This is a genomic window from Enterobacter cloacae complex sp. HYC003_NIDB (genome assembly GCF_056673375.1).
In genome coordinates this window covers 2,388,439-2,407,355 of record NZ_CP114220.1, presented here as the reverse complement: position 1 = coordinate 2,407,355, position 18,917 = coordinate 2,388,439, and the positions used below count along the sequence as shown (strand labels likewise).

The window sequence follows — 18,917 nt, the reverse complement described above, 5'->3', positions numbered from 1 at the left end:
ATTGCATATTCCTCCTAGTCTCTTCCCATTTTGACCCAGTTCTTCCCATAAATATCTCACTTATTCCCTGTCATTTATCTCAAGTCTAATCAGCCCGCGTGGCGCAAGCTACTCCTGGTATCTCTACAGCGCCAACCGTCTCAAGTACCCGCTGGTACGCCGCAGGCTGATCGAACTCTGGCGAGAGGCGCTGGCGCAGCATACCGATCCGGTGCTGGCCTGGGATGCCATTCAAAACGATCCGCAGAAAGCGCAGAGCTACAGGAAAGCGCGCGGAAAAGGCGGTTTTATCCGCTCAAACTGGAAAGAGCTTAACCAGCTGATTGCTGCCGCCAACGTCTGGACCATCAAAAACTACGGCCCGGATCGGGTGGCCGGTTTTTCCCCCATCCCGGCCATGTCGATGGTCTCTTATGCCGCCGGTACGCGCTATCTCTCCCTGCTCGGCGGCACCTGCCTGAGCTTCTATGACTGGTATTGCGATCTGCCTCCGGCGTCGCCGATGACCTGGGGCGAACAGACCGACGTGCCGGAATCGGCGGACTGGTACAACTCCAGCTATATCATTGCCTGGGGCTCGAACGTGCCGCAGACGCGCACCCCGGACGCCCACTTTTTTACCGAAGTGCGTTACAAAGGCACCAAGACCGTCGCCATTACGCCGGACTTCTCGGAGGTGGCGAAGCTCAGCGACCAGTGGCTGGCCCCCAAACAGGGTACCGACAGCGCCCTTGCCATGGCGATGGGCCATGTGATCCTTAAAGAGTTCCACCTCGATAACCCGAGCGAGTACTTCCTCAACTATTGCCGCCGCTACACCGACATGCCGATGCTGGTCCTGCTGGATGAACAGGCTGACGGTCGCGTGGTGCCGGGCCGCATGCTGCGCGCGTCGGATCTGGCCGACGGGCTGGGTGAAACCAATAATCCGGAGTGGAAAACCATCGCCTTTGACGTGGCCGGAAATCTGGTGGCGCCGAATGGTTCCATCGGCTTCCGCTGGGGTGAAAAAGGCAAATGGAACCTGGAGTCGCTGGCAGCAGGACAGGAAACCGAGCTGACGCTTTCCCTGCTCATCACCCACGACAGCGTGGCAGACGTGGCCTTCCCTTACTTCGGGGGCAACGAGAATCCGCATTTCCGCAGCGTGAAGCAGGAGCCGGTGCTGACGCGCCGAGTACCGAGTAAAACCCTGACGCTGGCCGACGGCAGCCAGAGACGCGTGGTTAGCGTGTACGATCTGGTGCTGGCAAACTACGGCCTCGATCGCGGTCTGGAAGACAGTAACGCGGCGACAAACTACGCCGAGATAAAAGCCTACACCCCGGCCTGGGGCGAACAAATTACCGGCGTCCCCGCTTATCTGATAGAAAAAATCGCCCGTGAATTTGCCGACACGGCGCACAAAACTCACGGTCGTTCGATGATCATCCTCGGGGCCGGTGTGAACCACTGGTACCACATGGACATGAACTACCGCGGGATGATCAACATGCTGGTCTTCTGCGGCTGCGTCGGGCAGAGCGGCGGCGGCTGGTCGCACTATGTCGGCCAGGAAAAGCTGCGCCCGCAAACCGGCTGGCTGCCGCTGGCCTTCGCGCTGGACTGGAACCGTCCGCCGCGCCAGATGAACAGCACATCGTACTTCTACAACCACGCCAGCCAGTGGCGCTATGAGAAGCTCACCGCACAGGAACTGCTTTCTCCCCTTGCAGACGCATCGAAGTTTACCGGTCACCTGATTGATTTCAATGTCCGCGCCGAGCGCATGGGCTGGCTCCCTTCCGCGCCGCAGCTCAACCTCAACCCGCTGCACGTTAAGGCCCGGGCGGACGCCGCCGGTATGTCGCCGCAGGACTACACCGTTCAGGCGTTAAAATCGGGCGATATCCGCTTCGCCTGCGAACAGCCGGATAACGGTAAGAACCACCCGCGCAACCTGTTTGTCTGGCGTTCTAACCTGCTTGGCTCGTCCGGGAAAGGCGATGAGTACATGCTGAAATACCTGCTTGGCACCGAAAGCGGTATTCAGGGTGAGGATTTAGGCTCAACGGACGACGTGAAACCTGAAGAGGTGGAATGGCAAACCGCCGCCATTGAGGGCAAGCTGGATCTGCTGGTGACGCTCGATTTCCGTATGTCCAGCACCTGCCTGTTCTCGGATATCGTCCTGCCCACCGCCACCTGGTATGAAAAAGACGATATGAATACCTCGGACATGCATCCGTTTATTCACCCGCTTTCCGCAGCCGTTGACCCGGCGTGGGAGTCCCGCAGCGACTGGGAGATTTACAAGGGCATCGCCAAAGTCTTCTCTGAAGTGTGCGTCGGACATCTCGGCACCGAAACTGACGTGGTGCTACAGCCGCTTCAGCATGACTCCCCGGGGGAGCTGTCGCAGCCTTTTGATATTCTGGACTGGCGCAAAGGCGAGTGCGATCTGATCCCCGGCAAAACCGCGCCAAACATTGCAGTCGTCGAGCGCAACTATCCGGAAACCTACGAGCGCTTCACGGCCCTTGGGCCGCTGCTGGACAAGCTCGGCAACGGCGGAAAAGGCATATCGTGGAACACCCAGAATGAGGTCGATTTCCTCGGCAAGCTCAACTACGTCAAGCCTGACGGCCCGGCGAAAGGTCGTCCGCGCATCGAGACCGCCATTGACGCTTCAGAGGTGATCCTCGCCCTTGCGCCGGAAACTAACGGTCAGGTCGCGGTCAAAGCCTGGGAAGCCCTCGGCGAACTGACCGGACGCGATCACACTCATCTGGCGCTGAACAAAGAAGATGAGAAAATCCGCTTCCGCGATATTCAGGCGCAGCCGCGCAAAATCATCTCCAGCCCGACGTGGTCCGGCCTTGAGAGCGAGCACGTCTCCTATAACGCAGGCTATACCAACGTTCACGAGCTGATCCCGTGGCGCACGATTTCGGGCCGCCAGCAGCTGTATCAGGATCATGCCTGGATGCGCGCCTTCGGGGAGAGTCTGGTGGCCTATCGTCCACCGATTGACACACGCAGCGTTACCCATATGCGCGAAATCCCGCCGAACGGATTCCCGGAAAAAGCGCTTAACTTCCTGACGCCGCACCAGAAATGGGGCATTCACTCCACCTACAGCGAAAACCTGCTGATGCAAACCCTGTCGCGCGGGGGGCCAATCGTCTGGATCAGCGAAACCGACGCGCGCGAGCTGGGCATTGAGGACAACGACTGGATCGAAGCCTTTAATGCCAACGGCGCCCTCACCGCCCGCGCGGTGGTCAGCCAGCGCGTGCCGCCGGGTATGACCATGATGTACCACGCTCAGGAGCGCATCCTCAACATTCCGGGGTCAGAAGTAACCGGACGGCGCGGCGGGATCCACAACTCGGTCACCCGCGTCTGCCCGAAACCGACCCACATGATCGGCGGCTACGCGCAGCTGGCGTACAGCTTCAACTATTACGGCACCGTCGGCTCGAACCGCGACGAGTTCATCATGATCCGTAAAATGAAAAACATTAACTGGCTGGACGGCGAAGGTCGGGATCAGGTACAGGAGGCGAAAAAATGAAAATACGCTCACAGGTTGGCATGGTTCTGAATCTCGATAAATGCATTGGCTGCCACACCTGCTCGGTCACCTGTAAGAACGTCTGGACCGGGCGCGAAGGGATGGAGTACGCGTGGTTTAATAACGTCGAAACCAAACCGGGTATCGGCTATCCGAAAAACTGGGAAGATCAGGATGAGTGGCAAGGCGGCTGGATCCGCGGTATTCACGGCAAGCTGACCCCGCGCCTCGGCGGCAAAATGGGCGTGCTGTCGAAGATTTTCGCTAACCCCGTCCTGCCGCAGATTGACGATTACTATGAACCCTTCACCTTCGATTACCAGGATCTGCACCGCGCGCCAGAGGGCGATCACCTCCCTACCGCCCGCCCGCGCTCGCTGATTGACGGCAAGCGAATGGATAAAATCGAATGGGGGCCCAACTGGGAAGAGCTGCTGGGCGGCGAGTTCGAAAAACGCGCCCGCGACCGCAATTTCCAGAAGATCCAGAAGGAGATGTACGGCCAGTTTGAAAACACCTTCATGATGTACCTGCCGCGCCTGTGCGAGCACTGTCTGAACCCCAGTTGCGTTGCCACCTGCCCGAGCGGTGCGATTTACAAGCGCGAAGAGGACGGCATTGTGCTGATTGACCAGGACAAATGCCGCGGCTGGCGTCTGTGCATCAGCGGCTGCCCGTACAAGAAAATCTACTTCAACTGGAAGAGCGGCAAGTCAGAGAAGTGCATCTTCTGCTACCCGCGCATTGAGTCCGGTCAGCCGACCGTCTGTTCGGAAACCTGCGTCGGGCGCATCCGCTACCTTGGCGTGCTGCTGTATGACGCGGACCGTATCGAGGAGGCAGCGAGCACCGAGCATGAAACCGATCTGTACGAGCGCCAGTGCGACGTGTTCCTTAACCCGAACGATCCGGCGGTGATTGAGGAAGCGCTGAAACAGGGTATTCCGCAGAACGTCATCGACGCGGCACAGCGTTCCCCGGTTTACAAAATGGCGATGGACTGGAAGCTTGCCCTGCCGCTGCATCCGGAATACCGCACCCTGCCGATGGTCTGGTATGTGCCGCCGCTGTCACCGATTCAGTCCTACGCGGACGCGGGTGGTTTGCCGCAGAGCGACGGCGTGCTGCCTGCTGTCGAAAGCCTGCGCATTCCGGTGCAGTACCTGGCAAACATGCTCAGCGCGGGCGATACCGGTCCGGTGCTGCGCGCCCTGAAGCGCATGATGGCGATGCGCCACTACAAGCGTTCCCAGACAGTGGAAGGCGTGACCGACACCCGCGCCATCGAAGAGGTCGGCCTGACGGAAGAACAGGTAGAAGAGATGTATCGCTACCTGGCGATTGCCAACTACGAAGACCGCTTCGTGATCCCGACCAGCCACCGCGAAATGGCGCGCGACGCCTTCCCGGAGAAAAACGGCTGCGGCTTCACCTTTGGCGACGGCTGCCACGGTTCCGACACCAAATTCAACCTCTTCAACAGCAGCCGCATTGACGCGATCAACATCACCGAGGTGCGTGAACACGGGGAGGGAGAATAATGCAAATCCTCAAAATCATCGCGCTACTCATTGAGTATCCCGATGAGCTGCTGTGGGAAAACCGTGACGAAGCGCTTTCCCTGGTGGAACAGGACGCGCCCATGCTGCTGCCGTTTGCGCAGCAGCACCTGAGCGCCCCGCTGCTGGATAAGCAGGCCGAATGGTGCGAAGTGTTTGAACGGGGGCGCGCAACCTCGCTACTGCTGTTCGAACACGTTCACGCCGAGTCCCGCGATCGCGGTCAGGCGATGGTCGACCTGATGAGCCAGTATGAGAAAGCCGGGCTCCAGCTGGACTGCCGCGAGCTGCCGGACTATCTGCCGCTCTATCTGGAATATCTCAGTATCGTCAGCGATGACGAGGCGCGTGAAGGGCTGCAAAACGTCGCGCCGATTCTGGCGCTGATTGGCGGCCGGCTGAAACAGCGCGAGGTGGCACATTACCAGCTGTTTGACGCCCTGCTGACGATGGCCGGTACACGGCTTTCCAGCGACAGCGTGGCGAAGCAGGTGTCTGGTGAAAAACGGGATGATACCCGTCAGGCGCTGGACGCCGTGTGGGAAGAGGAACAGGTGAAGTTTATCGAAGACAACGCCACATCGTGCGACAGCTCGCCGATGCAGCAATATCAACGACGCTTTAGCCAGGACGTCGCGCCGCAGTACGTGGACGTCAGCGCCGGAGGCCCAAAATGACACATTACCTGAACGTGTTTTTCTATGACATTTATCCGTACATCTGCGCCACCGTGTTTTTCCTTGGCAGCTGGTTGCGCTACGACTACGGGCAGTACACCTGGCGCGCCTCGTCGAGCCAGATGCTCAGCAAGCGCGGTATGAACTGGGGCTCTAACCTGTTTCATATCGGGATTTTGGGGATCTTCTTCGGGCACCTGTTCGGCATGTTAACTCCGCACTGGATGTACGCCTGGTTTTTACCCGTCGCGGTTAAGCAGCAGCTGGCGATGATGGCGGGTGGTGTGTGCGGCGTATTGACGCTGATTGGCGGGTCGATGCTGCTTTACCGCCGCTTGTTCAACCAGCGGGTGCGTGCCACGTCCACCACGCCGGATATTATCATCATGAGTATCCTGCTGCTTCAGTGCATCCTTGGGCTGTCGACCATTCCTTTCTCCGCCCAGTATCCTGACGGAAGCGAGATGATGAAGCTGGTCGGCTGGGCGCAGGGGATCGTGACGTTGAAGGGAGGCTCGTCAGAAATGCTGAGCGGCGTCGCACCGATCTTCCGCGTGCATCTGGTGCTGGGGATGACGATCTTCCTTATCTTCCCGTTCACCCGTCTGGTGCACGTGTGGAGCGCGCCGTTTGAGTATTTTACCCGTCGCTATCAGGTGGTGAGATCGCGCCGTTGATTTTGTCGGGTGGCGGCTTCGCCTTACCCGACCTACGTTTCAAGCCGCTGTAGGCCCGGTAAGGCGTAGCCGCCACCGGGCTATTTACCTGCCTGTGGATGCGTATCAAACCCCGCCATCACGGCCGTCAGCTCGGCCGGGGTAAAGCCGTGCTTCGGGTCATCAACGCCCAGGCCAAACCGCGCCTGCATCAGCTTATACAGCGCCTCCGCATCCGGCAAATGGATCTGCTCCTCCACATGCCCGTTCTGCCAGTGGGTAAAATTAAAGTTGGTCAGCGTTAGCTTGCCCCCGTCCGGCAGGTGGCGACACATCAGCAGGTGATGACGGAAATGGGACTGCGGCCAGTGCGCCGACCAGAAGTTTCCCATCACGTAATCGTTGAAGTACTGGGTCGCCAGGTCGAAGTGGTACATCGACTGCCAGTGCTCGTGATGGCGGAATTGCAGTACCCAGTCGTTACCCTCGCTCAGCAAACGATAACTGCCGTGTGGGGTTTCCTGTTCCTCGTTGGCGATCAAACGAATCGGCGCCGTCAGCGTTTGTCCGCCAAATCCCACATCGGCGATCCAGCGCTCGCCGTTCAGCTCAACCAGCAGCAACCGGTGCGTACGTGGCGGCATCTGCGACGGATTAGCCAGCACAACCCGCCCCAGCACGCTGCGCACCGTAAACCCGACTTCGCGCAACACCCGCTCAAACAGGCCGTTTTGCTCGAAGCAATACCCCCCCCGACGCGCGGTGACCAGTTTATCCACCAGACACCCGTCGTCCAGATGGATTTCCCGCGGCAAAACAACATCGATATTTTCGAAAGGGATTGCGCAGTTATGGTGTAAATGCAGCCCCCGCAGGGTATCAATATCAACCTGCACGGGCTGCTGCCAGCCCGTGCGGGCGAAATAAGCACTCAGAAATGGGGACATGATTTGCTCCAGGATGTGATATCCCCTGTTTATAAACTATTTTCCCTTATGCATATGCGCAAAAGTGCTTTTTCGTCATACTCATCGTGTACATGAGGAGATCCTATGAACCACTTTCGCTCTGTTGAATTACGTCATGCCAGCCGTCTTCTTAATCACGGTCCAACCGTGCTCATCACCAGCCGGGATGAGACCATCGATCGTCGCAACGTCATGGCCGCCGCATGGTCTATGCCGGTGGAATTTGAGCCCCCGCGTATCGCGATTGTGGTAGACAAAAGCGCGTGGTCACGGGAGTTGATCGAACGCAGCGGGAAATTCGGCATTGTGATCCCCGGCGTGGCGGCAGCCAACTGGACCTGGGCGGTCGGCAGCGTCAGCGGGCGCGACGAGGATAAATTTAACTGCTACGGGATCCCGGTTATTTATGGCCCTGAGCTTGGGCTGCCGGTTATAGAAGAGAAATGTCTGGCGTGGATGGAGTGCCGGTTATTACCTGTAACCTCTGCGGCCGAGAAATATGACACTCTGTTTGGCGAAGTGGTTTGCGCCGCGGCGGATGAACGCGCATTTGTCGCCGGACGCTGGCAGTTTGACGGGGATAAGCTGAATACGCTGCATCATCTGGGTGCGGGTACGTTTGTCGCGAGCGGGAAAATGGTGAAGGCGCTGGATTAACGCACCTCAAAAAAGAAAAGCCCTCTTCCTGAGGAAGAGGGCTTTTTATTACTTCACACGCTTCGCAATAATCTCATCCGCCACATTCCGCGGAGCTTCCGCAAAATGATGGAACTCCATCGTATACGTCGCGCGACCCTGTGACATCGAGCGCAGCGTGGTGGCGTAGCCAAACATCTCAGCCAGCGGGACGTCAGCGCGAATAATCTGGCTGCCGTACTGCTCTGCCATCCCCTGCACCAGGCCGCGACGGGAGGAGAGATCGCCCATAATGTTCCCGGCGTACTCTTCCGGCGTTTCCACCTCAACGTGCATGACCGGCTCAAGAATAACCGGATCCGCCCGCCGTGCGCCCTCTTTGAAGCCGAGGATCGCCGCCATGCGGAAGGCCATCTCCGAGGAGTCAACGTCATGGTAGGAACCAAACGTCAGGGTCGCTTTCACATCTACCACCGGATAGCCCGCCAGCACTCCCGTATTCATGGCTTCTCGCAAGCCTTTTTCCACCGACGGGATGTACTCCCGCGGCACCACCCCGCCTTTCGTGGCATCTTCAAACACAAAACCACTCCCGGCGGCTAACGGCTCAAGGCTAAGGACCACATGACCGTACTGCCCTTTCCCGCCGGACTGTCGGACAAATTTACCTTCTATATCCTTCACCGCTTTACGCAGGGTTTCACGGTAGGTGACCTGCGGACGACCAATGTTCGCCTCAACGCCAAATTCACGCTTCATGCGGTCAACGATGATCTCCAGATGCAACTCGCCCATCCCGGAGATGATGGTCTGTCCGGACTCTTCGTCCGTGTGCAGGCGAAACGACGGATCCTCCGCAGCCAGGCGCTGTAGGGCGATCCCCATTTTCTCCTGATCGGCCTTGGTTTTCGGCTCAATCGCCAGCGAAATAACCGGATCCGGGAACTCCATCCGTTCAAGGGTGATCACCGCATTCGGATCGGTCAGCGTGTCACCGGTGGTAACGTCTTTCAGCCCGACACAGGCTGCGATATCCCCTGCGCGCAGCTCGTCCACCTCATGGCGATCGTTGGCATGCATCAGCACGATGCGCCCGATACGTTCTTTCTTGCCCTTCACCGGGTTGTACACCGCGTCGCCTTTGCGCAGTATGCCGGAATAGACGCGGATGAAGGTCAGCTGGCCAACGTACGGATCGCTCATCAGCTTGAAGGCCAGTGCCGAGAACGGTTCATCATCGCTTGGGTGGCGCTCGGCGTGCTGTCCGTCTTCGTCAACCCCATCAATAGCGGGCACGTCCAGTGGGGACGGCATCAATTCAATTACCGCGTCGAGCATGCGCTGCACGCCCTTGTTCTTGAAGGCGCTGCCGCACAGCATGGGCTGTATTTCACCGGAGATGGTCCGGACGCGCAGCCCCTGGATGATTTCCGCTTCATCCAGTTCGCCCGTCTCAAGGTACTTATCCATAAGCTCATCGCTGGCTTCTGCCGCAGCCGAAACCATTTTTTCTCGCCACGCCTGGGCGGTACTCAGCAGATCGTCAGGCACTGGCGCATAGCTGAACGCCATGCCCTGCGTCGCATCATCCCAAAGAATAGTGCGCATCCTGATGAGATCCACCACGCCGGTGAAGTGTTCTTCTGCCCCCACGGGGATCACAATCGGGACCGGATTGGCTTTCAGCCGCTCCTGCATCATCCGCACCACGCGGAAGAAATCCGCACCCGGGCGGTCCATTTTATTGACGAACGCCAGACGCGGAACGTGATATTTATTCGCCTGACGCCAGACGGTCTCCGACTGCGGCTGCACGCCACCGACGGAGTCATAGACCATCACCGCACCGTCGAGCACACGCATGGAACGTTCCACCTCAATGGTGAAATCCACGTGCCCGGGGGTGTCGATAATATTGATGCGGTGCGGTTCAAAGCCTCTGTCCATACCGGGCCAGAAACAGCTTACCGCCGCCGACGTAATGGTGATCCCGCGCTCCTGCTCCTGCGCCATCCAGTCGGTGGTTGCCGCGCCATCGTGTACTTCACCCAGCTTGTGGCTCATCCCGGTGTAAAACAGGATGCGCTCAGTAGTGGTTGTTTTGCCCGCATCGATATGCGCGGAGATACCGATGTTGCGATAACGTTCGAGTGGAATGGGTCGGGGCATGATATTTCCTTAAGTCTTCATGACTGGTTTGTGACGACCGGAATGGTCGCGTGTTCGTTCGTTTGTTATAATAGTCCTATTGTACGAGTATTATCGAACTATTTTTTAACGGTTGACCTATTGTTGATATAGCTCAATCTCACGCGAGACGCAGGAAAACGATGATCCCAAACCACCCGGAACCTGAACAAATAGTGTTGGAAAATGTGCTGTTCGCCCTCGGCAACCCGCTGCGATTAGCGATTATCCGCAGGCTGGCCGACGGCAGCGAACTGAGCTGTAACGCGCTGCGCCCGGAAGAGGTGGTGAAATCTACTATGACTCACCACTGGCGCGTGCTGCGCGACAGCGGCGTGATCTGGCAGCGCCCGCAGGGGCGCGAGAATATGATCTCACTGAGAAGAGAAGATCTGGACGCCCGCTTTCCTGGGCTACTGGCGATCCTGCTCCAGGCTAAGTAGCGGCAGCGTCCTCGTCCTCAAGACGATAAACCGGAATGCGCCGTGTTGTTCCGGTAAGGGTGTCGAACACCTCCGTATCGGACGTCACTATTCTCATCCCGGTCTTCCTTAACCGCTGCACCTCGGCGGCTATGCGCTGGAGGCCAAACCAGAAAAGCCCGTCAAGCGCGGTGACCGCAAGCCCCTGTTCCAGCGCCAGCTGGAGGCGCTCGCGGGGGGCTTTCACCTGCTGAGCGATTTGCCGGTAAGGCACTTCCGAACCGCCGGACGCATCGATCCGCTGAATACGGGTCTTCAGGTGGTAGGTAAATTCATCGGGAATGCCGTTCAAATCCCGTTTAAGGCTGTAGACGCAGCCAAACCGCTTCCCGTTGAACAGGACATTTTTTTGACTGAGCTGAAACTCATTTCTGATGCTATCAATCAGCTGCGGTGCACGGGTAAGAAGTAACCGGAAGGGAAGCTCAAAGCTGGTCACATAATCCACGTTCAGCAGCGCGAGACGCAGCCGCTCTTCTGCCCCGGATTTCTGGTCGTGACATTCGCGCATCACCTCGGCCCACTGGCGCGTCAGACGTTCCGGCTCGCCGGCTTCGGTGAGGACGTATTTTTCTAGATGATAATCGACTCTTCCGGTCATGTGGGGCATCCCGTCAATATGGATGCGGTAATTCTATCCAGCGCGGCAGGATTTATAAAGGGCGGAGCGCACCGGCATCCGCCCTGCCGGGCTACTGCTGGATACTCGACCGGTCCGAAATATCGCTGGCAGAAAAGGTTCTTGCAGTAGACGCGACCTGTTTTTTGCGTTTATACCGGTCCGGCTGGCCTTCAGGGCGGGTTTTGAACCGGCGATGCAGCCACATATATTGCTCAGGCGCCATCATCACGGCGCGCTCAATCGCTCTGTTCATTTGCGTGGCCACCGACGCTTTGTCGCCTCCCTGCAAGGTATCGCTAATATCTTCCAGAATAATCAGCTCATACCCTGTGCCGTCTGCTTTTCTGCGCGGTACAAACGGGATCACGGCCGGTCTGGCACTTTTCACCAGCATGTAGCTCCCGGCAGTTGTCGCGGCGTCCGGGACGGCAAAAAACGGCACAAACACGCTATTCGTTTTGCCATAATCGTGGTCCGGGGCATACCACAGGATCTCGTTTTGCTTCAGCGCGCGGATCATGCCCTTCAGGTCATAGCGGTCAAGCATGGTTTTATTGGAACGCAGACGACCGCGCGTTTGCAGCCAGTCGAGCAACGCATTATTGTTGGGACGATACACACCAATACCCGCGTTAAGCATGCCAAAGATGCGTGCGCCTAATTCCAGCGTGAGAAAATGCATTCCAATGAGCACCACGCCCCTTCCTTGCGCCCGCGCCTGTTCCATATGTTCATAGCCGGTTACGCTGAAGTGTTTCCGTACGCGCCAGTCTGGCCAGAACCACGCTATCCCCGTTTCGATGACGCCCATTCCAACCGATTCAAAATTACGCTCAAGTAAACGCTCGCGCTCGTCCTCTTTCATATCAGGAAAGCAAAGCTCAAGATTTCGTCTGGCGATCTCCACGCGGCGTGGAAGCAGACGCATAGCCAGACGCCCAAGCCCGTGACCTGTTTTCAACAGCAGCGGGTACGGAAGCTGAACCGTGCACCAGAGCGCGGCAATGCCTGCCCAGCTGAGCCAGTAACGAGGATGAATAAAGGCGAGTGAAAACTGAGGTAATTTTGTCATGGAAAAATTATCCTTTTACTAATTTGTACTTAATCTGGTGCAGTTGCAGTGCTTACCTGCTGATTTAACGAATATTGTTCGGAAGGATGAATTGTAGCGGAATCGTTATGGTTTTTATTATCGATTTTTGCGAAAGGGAATAAAAGCGAGGAGCGCCGGGTGATATTGCACCACCCGGCAGGCAAGTTACATCGAATAACCGGGCTTCTTAATCAGTTCATCCAGTTTCGGGCCGATCTCGGTATCCCAGACCTGCGCCTTCCAGTCAGCTTCCTGAACCTCCTGAAGCGCCACGGAGATTGAGCGATCTTTGCTGTTCAGATGACGGGCGATCGCTTCGGCGATATCCGCCGCCAGGGCCGTTTTTTGTTCGTCAGTCAGATCGCGTGGAAAACATTTGATATCAACGTGTGGCATGGGCAGGGCTCCTTTTATAGGTGAGCGTTCCACGTTATCAGATTATATCGTTAGCTTTTAGCACCTTGTGCAGTTCCGGCAGCGCGCAGACGGCATCCGCGACGGCGGTAATATTAGGCGTGTTAGTGGCAAACCACTCATGACGTGGCCCCCAGGTACGCGCAACGGCAATATAGACGTCAAGCAGCGTCAGCTGTTTGCCAAACGCAAACGGCGAGGCGCTGAGCTGGCTGTCGAACCACAGATAGAGCGATTTTCGGTACTCAATGCAATTTTTCTTCAGCTGTTCCGGGGCATCAGGCACCCAGCGTTCCGGGTAATCTGCATACGTAAAGGTGGGATAGACGTTCGCCACAAACCAGATGAGCAGGCGCTGAAACTGCTGGCGCTCGGCCTGCCCTACGGGCGGCGCGAGGTCGGGACGTCTGTCGAGCACCATCAGGGCGATCGCTGCGGTTTCCGTCTCGATCGCCCCATTTTCCAGCTCCAGCGTCGGCACCTGGCACAGCGGGTTCAGTTTCAACAGCAATTCGCGCTGCGGGCCGGGCTGGTCAAACCCGTCCACGTTGACGAACTGATACGGGATGTCTGCCAGAGTCAGCATCACTTCACTGATTGCCGATCCCCAGCCGGGTACGCCATAGAGTTTGATCATGTTGCCCCCTCAGGGATGAAAACCCTAAGTGTAGAGCACCATTAGTAGGTTATCCCGGGCGGGTTAACGTCAGAAGACGTCACCGCTTCGCCCGCCTCCCCCCAGCGCGCCAGCACCTTTTGATAATCCCCGCGCTTAATCGCACCGTCCAGCGCAGCCTGCAACGCATACACCAGCCCATTACCTTTTTTGGTTGTGGTGGCGACATAGGCTTTCTTCGGCCCTAATCCCACGACGCGGGTTCTGCCGGTTAACGCGGCTTTGTAGGCCGAAACGGACTGCGGTCCAAAGAAAACATCCGCCCTGCCGGACTGAATATAAAGATTGCCTGAGGCGTCGTCGGTCAGATAAACCGGCAACGCAGGCTCGCGCCCGGCCTTTTTATTCTCTTCGTTCCAGCCCAGCAGAATACGTTCCTGATTGGTGCCTGACCCGACAATCACCTTTTTACCGGCCAGATCTTTCGCACGGGTGATCGACTGTACGTTGCTGGTGGATTTCACCGAGAAGGCGAGGGAATCGACGCGATAGGTCGCAAAATCGAACTTCGCCTTACGTTGCTCGGTGACGGCGATATTCACCAACGCCACGTCATAACGCCCGGAAGTGATCCCCAGCGGCCAGTCTTCCCACGCAGTTGGCACCAGCTTCAGCTTCAGCCCCAGACTGCCCGCCAGCAACCGGGCGATATCCGGGTCGCTGCCAATACGGGTGCGGTTATCACTGGCCAGCAGCGCCAGCGGCGGAGAATTCAGGGCTGAAATCGCCACCGTGAGGGTACCCGGCTCAACAAATTTATAGTTCGCCGGGATTTTCGCCACTGCCTGTTGATCAACCGTCACCGGCAGCGGCTGTTCGTTGGCCTTTAAATCAATGCTGGCGTAGCTCGCCGTCGTGAAGACCAGCCCCGCCAGGAGTCCATATTTCATCTGCGCTCCTTACAGCACTTTTGAGAGGAACTGGCGCGTTCGCGGATGCGACGGTCGGTTTAACACGTCGTCGCTGCTGCCCTGCTCCACAATTTTACCGTCGACCATAAATACCACCTGGTCCGCCACTTCCCGGGCAAAGCCGATCTCATGGGTGACCACCACCAGCGTAGTGCCGGAACGGGCGAGCTTTTTAATCACGTCCAGCACTTCGCCAACCAGTTCCGGATCCAGCGCCGAGGTGGGTTCATCAAACAGCATCACGCGCGGGCGCAGCGCCAGCGCGCGGGCAATGGCGATACGCTGCTGTTGGCCGCCGGAGAGGTGACGCGACCAGGCATCGGCTTTATCGCGCAGACCTACCACATCCAGAAGGCTGTAGGCGTTTTCAACAGCCTCTTTTTTACTGAACTTTTTATGCGCGATGGGTGCTTCAATCAGGTTTTCCAGCACCGTGAGATGCGGAAAAAGATTGAAGTTCTGAAACACGTACCCAACGTTGACGCGCTGTTTAAGGATCTCTTTCTCTTTGAGCTCGTAGAGTTTGTCACCCTGACGGCGATAGCCGATGTAATCCCCGTCAATCTGAATAAAGCCTTCGTCTACGCGCTCAAGATGGTTAATGGTGCGCAGCAGCGTCGATTTTCCCGATCCAGAGGGGCCGAGGATCACCGTCACGGAGCCCGGCAGGATCTCAAGCGTGACGTTATCGAGCGCTTTATGTCGGCCAAAAAACTTACTGACGCCGGTAATGGAAATGTGTCCTTCAGGAGAGGCTTGCATGAACAGGCTCCTGTGCTGGCGAAGTGGTGACGGAGCGCGCGCGACTGGCCGCCCGGTTCTGGTTAACGGCGGAGCGGCGCTCGCTGCGGGCGAGTCCACGCTCAATAACATGCTGGATGGCAGACAGTACGGTGGTGATCACCAGATACCAGACGGCCCCCACCATCAACAGCGGGATCACCTCCTGGGTGCGGTTGTAGATCATCTGGATCGTGTAGAACAGTTCCGGCATCGCCAGCACGTAAACCATCGCCGTCCCTTTGGCGAGGCTGATAATTTCGTTAAACCCGGACGGCAGGATGGTGCGCAGCGCCTGAGGGAGAATTATGCGCACCGTGCGACGCCATGCCGGCAGACCTAGCGCAGCGGCCGCCTCATACTGACCGTGGTCGACCCCAAGGAACCCCCCGCGAATGATCTCCGCAGTATAGGCGCTCTGCACCAGCGTCAGCCCCACGATGGCGGTAGAAAACTGCCCGAGAACATTGATGGTTTCAAAGCTGCCCCAGGTAATGCCGGTAAAAGGCACGCCGAGAGAGAGCGTGTCGTAGAGATAGGAGAAGTTATAGAGGATAATCAGCACCACGATCAGCGGCAGCGATCGGAACAGCCAGATGTAACCCCACGCCAGGCTGCTCAACAGCCATGATGACGAGAGCCGCGCCAGCGCCAGTATGCCGCCAATCACCACGCTCAGTACGGTGCTTATCAACGTCAGCAGCAGCGTCTGGCCGACGCCTTCGAGGATCACCGGGTCGAAGAACCAGCGGGCAAATACCGCCCATTCCCAGCGCGGATTAAAGGCCACGGACTGGATCACGACCGCCAGCACAAACAGCGCCACCACGGCGCCAGCAGCGCGCAGCGGATAACGTGCCGGGACCACTTTTATGGTTTCAACGTTGCTCATCGTCGCTCCTTATGCGGTTTTGCTGAGCGCTTCGCGGATCAGCGTCTTGGTGAAACGCAGCCGACCGTCGAACGGCGGCTGGCTATACTCTTCCGGATCACGGTTAAGATCGAACTGCGGCTGGTACCCCTGGCTGAGATAGAGCCGCACCGCCTCCGGCTGGCGAAACCCCGTGGTCAGGTAGATGTGGCTGTAGCCCGCCAGCACCGCCCGGCGCTCCAGCTCCTGTACCACGCGCGCGGCCAGTCCCTGCTGGCGCAGCGTTTTATTCGTCCAGATGCGTTTGATCTCTGCGGTATGTTCGTCGAAGGGCTTGTACGCACCGGTGGCGATGATCTCGCCATCGCGCTCCAGGACGATAAACAGCCCCTGCGGCGCCAGGTACCACTCTGTCAGCTCGACTTCCGCATCCTTTGAAAAGTAGTCGCCGTAACGAGCGGCGTACTCACCGAAAAGCCCCTCGATAATGGGCTGAAGATCGGCATCTTCCGGCGAAACGTCACGAAATTGTTCGCGCATAGCGCCTCCTTAATCGCCCAGACCCGCCGGGTTAACTTCGGAACTGGGGATACGCTCCACGCCTTCCCCCCAGCGGTTCAGCACCTTGTCGTAATCTCCGTTCTTGATCGCGCCGTTCAGCGCGGTTTGAACCGGCTCGACCAGGCCGCTGCCTTTTTTCAGCGTCACCGCGATATGCGCCGCCTTCGGCCAGCCACCGTCGACGCTGCCGACCAGTTTGGTTTTACCGTTAAGCGCCGCTTTCCAGGCACCGATCACGTTCGGGCCAAAGTAGGCGTCCGCGCGTCCGGACTGAAGCGCCAGCGTTTGGGCCGCGTCGTCTTTGGTGTAGATCGGCGTAAAGGGTTTAAGCCCTTTTTTGAGGTTCTCTTCGTTCCATGCCAGAAGGATGGCCTCCTGGTTGGTGCCGGAACCCACGATGATGCGCAGCCCGGCGATATCCTCTGCCTTCACAAGCGAGTTGATCGGACTGGTGGATTTCACGTAGAAGCCAAGTGAATCCTTGCGGTAGGTGGCGAAGTCGAACTTCTCTTTGCGCGCTTTAGTGACGGTGATGTTGCTGATAGCCGCGTCGTATTTCCCGGAGGCAACCCCCAGCGGCCAATCCTCCCAGGAGGTGGGCACCACGTTCAGCTCCAGTCCGAGGCTGTCCGCTACCAGACGCGCGATGTCGACCTCACTTCCCAGCAGAGTTTTGTTGTCGTCGGAAAAGACCGTCAGTGGCGGTTGATTCAGTCCCGCCACCGCCACGGTAAATTTCCCCGGCACGGCAAAACGATAGTCTTTCGGCAGTTGCGCGATCGCATCGCTGTTTTTGGCGGTATTGATCGGCGTTTTATTGGCTTCAATGCTCACGCCGGTGCCGTTAATATTGACGTTCTCTGCCCAGACGGCAGGGGTAAAGGCCAGCGCAAGCGCCAGAATAAGTGATGATTTCTGCATAGCGTTTTTCTCTTTTATTGTTGTGTGAACTGATTTTTGGGCTCGTCTAAGCCCAGACTTTCGCGCAGCGTGGTGCCGGGATAGTCGGTGCGGAACAGGCCGCGCGCCTGTAAAACGGGCACCACCTGGTCAACAAAGCGCGGGAAGGTGTCCGGCGTGCCGCCCTGAATGATGAAGCCATCCGCCGCCTTCTCTTCGAACCAGGCCTGTAAACCATCGGCCACCTGCTCCGGTGTGCCGGAAAAACGCGGGCGCGGCGATGCGGCTTCCAGCGCGACCTGACGCAGAGTTAAGTTGCGCTCACGGGCGTTACGCTTGATTTCATCGGTGGTGCTGCGGAAGCTGTTTTTGCCCAAATCGCCAATATCCGGGAACGGCGCGTCGAGGGGATACTGGCTGAAGTCGTGATGCTCGAAATATCGTCCGAGGTAATTCAGCGCATCATTAATGGAGACCAGTGCCGCCGTAGTTTGATACTGGTTTTCTACGTCATCGGCGTCGTTTCCAACAATCACGCTGACGCCCTGGAATATATGTAAATCCTCTGCGCGGCGGCCGTGACTTTCCAGCTGCTGTTTAACATCGCGGTAAAAAGCCTGGGCTTCTTCCCGCGTGTCATGGTGGGTAAAGATGGCGCCAGCGTGTTTTGCCGCCAGCTTTTTACCGTCGTCGGACGCGCCAGCCTGAAAGACAATCGGACGTCCCTGCGGCGTGCGGCCAATATTCAGCGGGCCGGAAACCTGGAAGAAATCACCGTGGTGATCAAGAGTATGCAGTTTCGACGCATCAAAGAACTGTCCGCTCTCTTTATTGCGGATAAAGGCATCCCCTTCCCAGGAATCCCACAGCCCCTTCACCACGTCGAGATACTCATCGGCAATGCGGTAGCGCAGCGCATGCTCCGGGTGTTTTTCGCGGGAGAAGTTCCTGGCTGACCCTTCCAGCGGTGACGTCACCACGTTCCAGCCCGCGCGTCCGTTGCTCAGGTGATCGAGGCTGGCGAACTGGCGTGCAACGGTGAAAGGCTCGCTGTACGAGGTGGATAACGTGCCGACCAGCCCCAGGCGCGAGGTGATACTCGCCAGCGCGGACAACACCGTCAGCGGCTCAAAGCGGTTTAAAAAATGCGGAATGGATTTCTCGTTAATATAAAGGCCGTCGGCCACAAATATAAAGTCGAGCTTGCCCTCTTCTGCTTTTAAAGCCGTTTCTTTAACGAAATCAAAATTAATGCTGGCATCCGCGACCGCCGCCGGGTGGCGCCAGGCAGACATATTTCCGGATGCACCATGCAAAATGGTCCCCAGCCGCAATTGACGATGTGCAGACATATTCACCTCAAATTAA

15 protein-coding genes and 2 pseudogenes are annotated in these 18,917 nt (G+C 57.7%); 6 read left to right on the top strand and 11 right to left on the bottom strand.

Translation table 11 applies throughout. The features are described 5' to 3' along the window. Positions 1-94 precede the first annotated feature (94 nt). From O1722_RS11350 to narI, 4 genes and pseudogenes are all read left to right on the top strand, one after another. Positions 95-3,556 (top strand): annotated as a pseudogene (locus tag O1722_RS11350) (nitrate reductase subunit alpha); the annotation flags it as partial. Further along, positions 3,553-5,097, top strand: a complete 1,545-nt coding sequence (narH, locus tag O1722_RS11345; protein WP_015570469.1) for a nitrate reductase subunit beta — start codon at positions 3,553-3,555, stop codon at positions 5,095-5,097. The pseudogene O1722_RS11350 and the gene narH, both read left to right, overlap by 4 nt. Beyond that, entirely contained in the window at positions 5,097-5,792 is a 696-nt protein-coding gene (gene narW, locus O1722_RS11340; protein ID WP_032102973.1) for a nitrate reductase molybdenum cofactor assembly chaperone, read from the top strand. The genes narH and narW overlap by 1 nt, the downstream gene beginning before the upstream one ends. Then, positions 5,789-6,469 carry a respiratory nitrate reductase subunit gamma gene (narI, locus tag O1722_RS11335; protein ID WP_033487805.1) on the top strand — a complete coding sequence of 227 codons (681 nt, stop codon included), beginning with the start codon at positions 5,789-5,791 and terminating at the stop codon, positions 6,467-6,469. Before narW ends, narI begins: the two co-directional genes overlap by 4 nt. Before the next feature lie 80 nt (positions 6,470-6,549). Here narI and nhoA read toward each other — a convergent pair whose 3' ends face one another. Continuing rightward, positions 6,550-7,395 carry an N-hydroxyarylamine O-acetyltransferase gene (gene nhoA / locus O1722_RS11330; protein WP_033487806.1) on the bottom strand — a complete coding sequence of 282 codons (846 nt, stop codon included), beginning with the start codon at positions 7,393-7,395 and terminating at the stop codon, positions 6,550-6,552. A gap of 105 nt (positions 7,396-7,500) precedes the next feature. Between nhoA and O1722_RS11325 the strand changes: the two genes are divergently transcribed. Then, positions 7,501-8,073: a flavin reductase family protein gene (locus O1722_RS11325; RefSeq protein WP_033487807.1), complete on the top strand. Its 573-nt coding sequence runs from the start codon at positions 7,501-7,503 to the stop codon at positions 8,071-8,073. Positions 8,074-8,121: 48 nt separating this feature from the next. Here the strand turns inward: O1722_RS11325 and fusA are convergent, their stop codons facing one another. After that, entirely contained in the window at positions 8,122-10,221 is a 2,100-nt protein-coding gene (fusA, locus tag O1722_RS11320) for an elongation factor G (protein WP_058686497.1), read from the bottom strand. 161 nt (positions 10,222-10,382) lie between these two features. Between fusA and O1722_RS11315 the strand changes: the two genes are divergently transcribed. Then, on the top strand, positions 10,383-10,682 hold the full coding sequence (locus O1722_RS11315) for an ArsR/SmtB family transcription factor (RefSeq protein WP_000612740.1): 300 nt from the start codon (positions 10,383-10,385) through the stop codon (positions 10,680-10,682). Here the strand turns inward: O1722_RS11315 and O1722_RS11310 are convergent. From O1722_RS11310 to O1722_RS11270, 9 genes and pseudogenes are all read right to left on the bottom strand, one after another. Beyond that, the gene (locus tag O1722_RS11310; protein ID WP_033487808.1) at positions 10,675-11,322 is read right to left on the bottom strand and encodes an ECs1377 family protein; all 648 of its coding nucleotides are present in this window, start codon (positions 11,320-11,322) and stop codon (positions 10,675-10,677) included. The two genes, O1722_RS11315 and O1722_RS11310, sit on opposite strands and share 8 nt — an antisense overlap. A 91-nt stretch (positions 11,323-11,413) precedes the next feature. Continuing rightward, on the bottom strand, positions 11,414-12,415 hold the full coding sequence (locus tag O1722_RS11305; protein ID WP_032648397.1) for a Kdo(2)-lipid IV(A) acyltransferase: 1,002 nt from the start codon (positions 12,413-12,415) through the stop codon (positions 11,414-11,416). A gap of 186 nt (positions 12,416-12,601) precedes the next feature. Next, positions 12,602-12,832 (bottom strand): tautomerase PptA, encoded by a 231-nt coding sequence (pptA, locus tag O1722_RS11300; protein ID WP_003857012.1) that lies wholly within the window; start codon positions 12,830-12,832, stop codon positions 12,602-12,604. A gap of 37 nt (positions 12,833-12,869) precedes the next feature. Continuing rightward, positions 12,870-13,487, bottom strand: a complete 618-nt coding sequence (locus O1722_RS11295) for a glutathione S-transferase family protein (protein ID WP_033487809.1) — start codon at positions 13,485-13,487, stop codon at positions 12,870-12,872. Between the two features lie 41 nt (positions 13,488-13,528). Then, entirely contained in the window at positions 13,529-14,416 is an 888-nt protein-coding gene (locus O1722_RS11290; protein WP_033487810.1) for a transporter substrate-binding domain-containing protein, read from the bottom strand. 9 nt (positions 14,417-14,425) lie between these two features. Beyond that, entirely contained in the window at positions 14,426-15,199 is a 774-nt protein-coding gene (locus tag O1722_RS11285) for an amino acid ABC transporter ATP-binding protein (RefSeq protein WP_033487811.1), read from the bottom strand. After that, a complete protein-coding gene (locus tag O1722_RS11280; protein WP_033487812.1) occupies positions 15,183-16,109 on the bottom strand; it encodes an amino acid ABC transporter permease in 927 nt (308 codons plus the stop codon). The genes O1722_RS11285 and O1722_RS11280 overlap by 17 nt, the downstream gene beginning before the upstream one ends. 9 nt (positions 16,110-16,118) lie before the next feature. Further along, a complete protein-coding gene (locus O1722_RS11275; RefSeq protein WP_003857004.1) occupies positions 16,119-16,628 on the bottom strand; it encodes a GNAT family N-acetyltransferase in 510 nt (169 codons plus the stop codon). Between the two features lie 9 nt (positions 16,629-16,637). Then, positions 16,638-18,901: pseudogene (locus O1722_RS11270) on the bottom strand (NtaA/DmoA family FMN-dependent monooxygenase). Between the last annotated feature and the right edge of the window lie 16 nt (positions 18,902-18,917).

Coding starts and splice junctions, on each gene's coding strand:
- narW (WP_032102973.1), top strand. CDS start 5,097: ATGCAAATCCTCAAAATCATCGCGCTACTCATTGAGTATCCCGATGAG.
- O1722_RS11310 (WP_033487808.1), bottom strand. CDS start 11,322: ATGACCGGAAGAGTCGATTATCATCTAGAAAAATACGTCCTCACCGAA.
- narH (WP_015570469.1), top strand. CDS start 3,553: ATGAAAATACGCTCACAGGTTGGCATGGTTCTGAATCTCGATAAATGC.
- O1722_RS11285 (WP_033487811.1), bottom strand. CDS start 15,199: ATGCAAGCCTCTCCTGAAGGACACATTTCCATTACCGGCGTCAGTAAG.
- fusA (WP_058686497.1), bottom strand. CDS start 10,221: ATGCCCCGACCCATTCCACTCGAACGTTATCGCAACATCGGTATCTCC.
- O1722_RS11305 (WP_032648397.1), bottom strand. CDS start 12,415: ATGACAAAATTACCTCAGTTTTCACTCGCCTTTATTCATCCTCGTTAC.
- O1722_RS11290 (WP_033487810.1), bottom strand. CDS start 14,416: ATGAAATATGGACTCCTGGCGGGGCTGGTCTTCACGACGGCGAGCTAC.
- nhoA (WP_033487806.1), bottom strand. CDS start 7,395: ATGTCCCCATTTCTGAGTGCTTATTTCGCCCGCACGGGCTGGCAGCAG.
- O1722_RS11315 (WP_000612740.1), top strand. CDS start 10,383: ATGATCCCAAACCACCCGGAACCTGAACAAATAGTGTTGGAAAATGTG.
- O1722_RS11295 (WP_033487809.1), bottom strand. CDS start 13,487: ATGATCAAACTCTATGGCGTACCCGGCTGGGGATCGGCAATCAGTGAA.
- pptA (WP_003857012.1), bottom strand. CDS start 12,832: ATGCCACACGTTGATATCAAATGTTTTCCACGCGATCTGACTGACGAA.
- narI (WP_033487805.1), top strand. CDS start 5,789: ATGACACATTACCTGAACGTGTTTTTCTATGACATTTATCCGTACATC.
- O1722_RS11280 (WP_033487812.1), bottom strand. CDS start 16,109: ATGAGCAACGTTGAAACCATAAAAGTGGTCCCGGCACGTTATCCGCTG.
- O1722_RS11275 (WP_003857004.1), bottom strand. CDS start 16,628: ATGCGCGAACAATTTCGTGACGTTTCGCCGGAAGATGCCGATCTTCAG.
- O1722_RS11325 (WP_033487807.1), top strand. CDS start 7,501: ATGAACCACTTTCGCTCTGTTGAATTACGTCATGCCAGCCGTCTTCTT.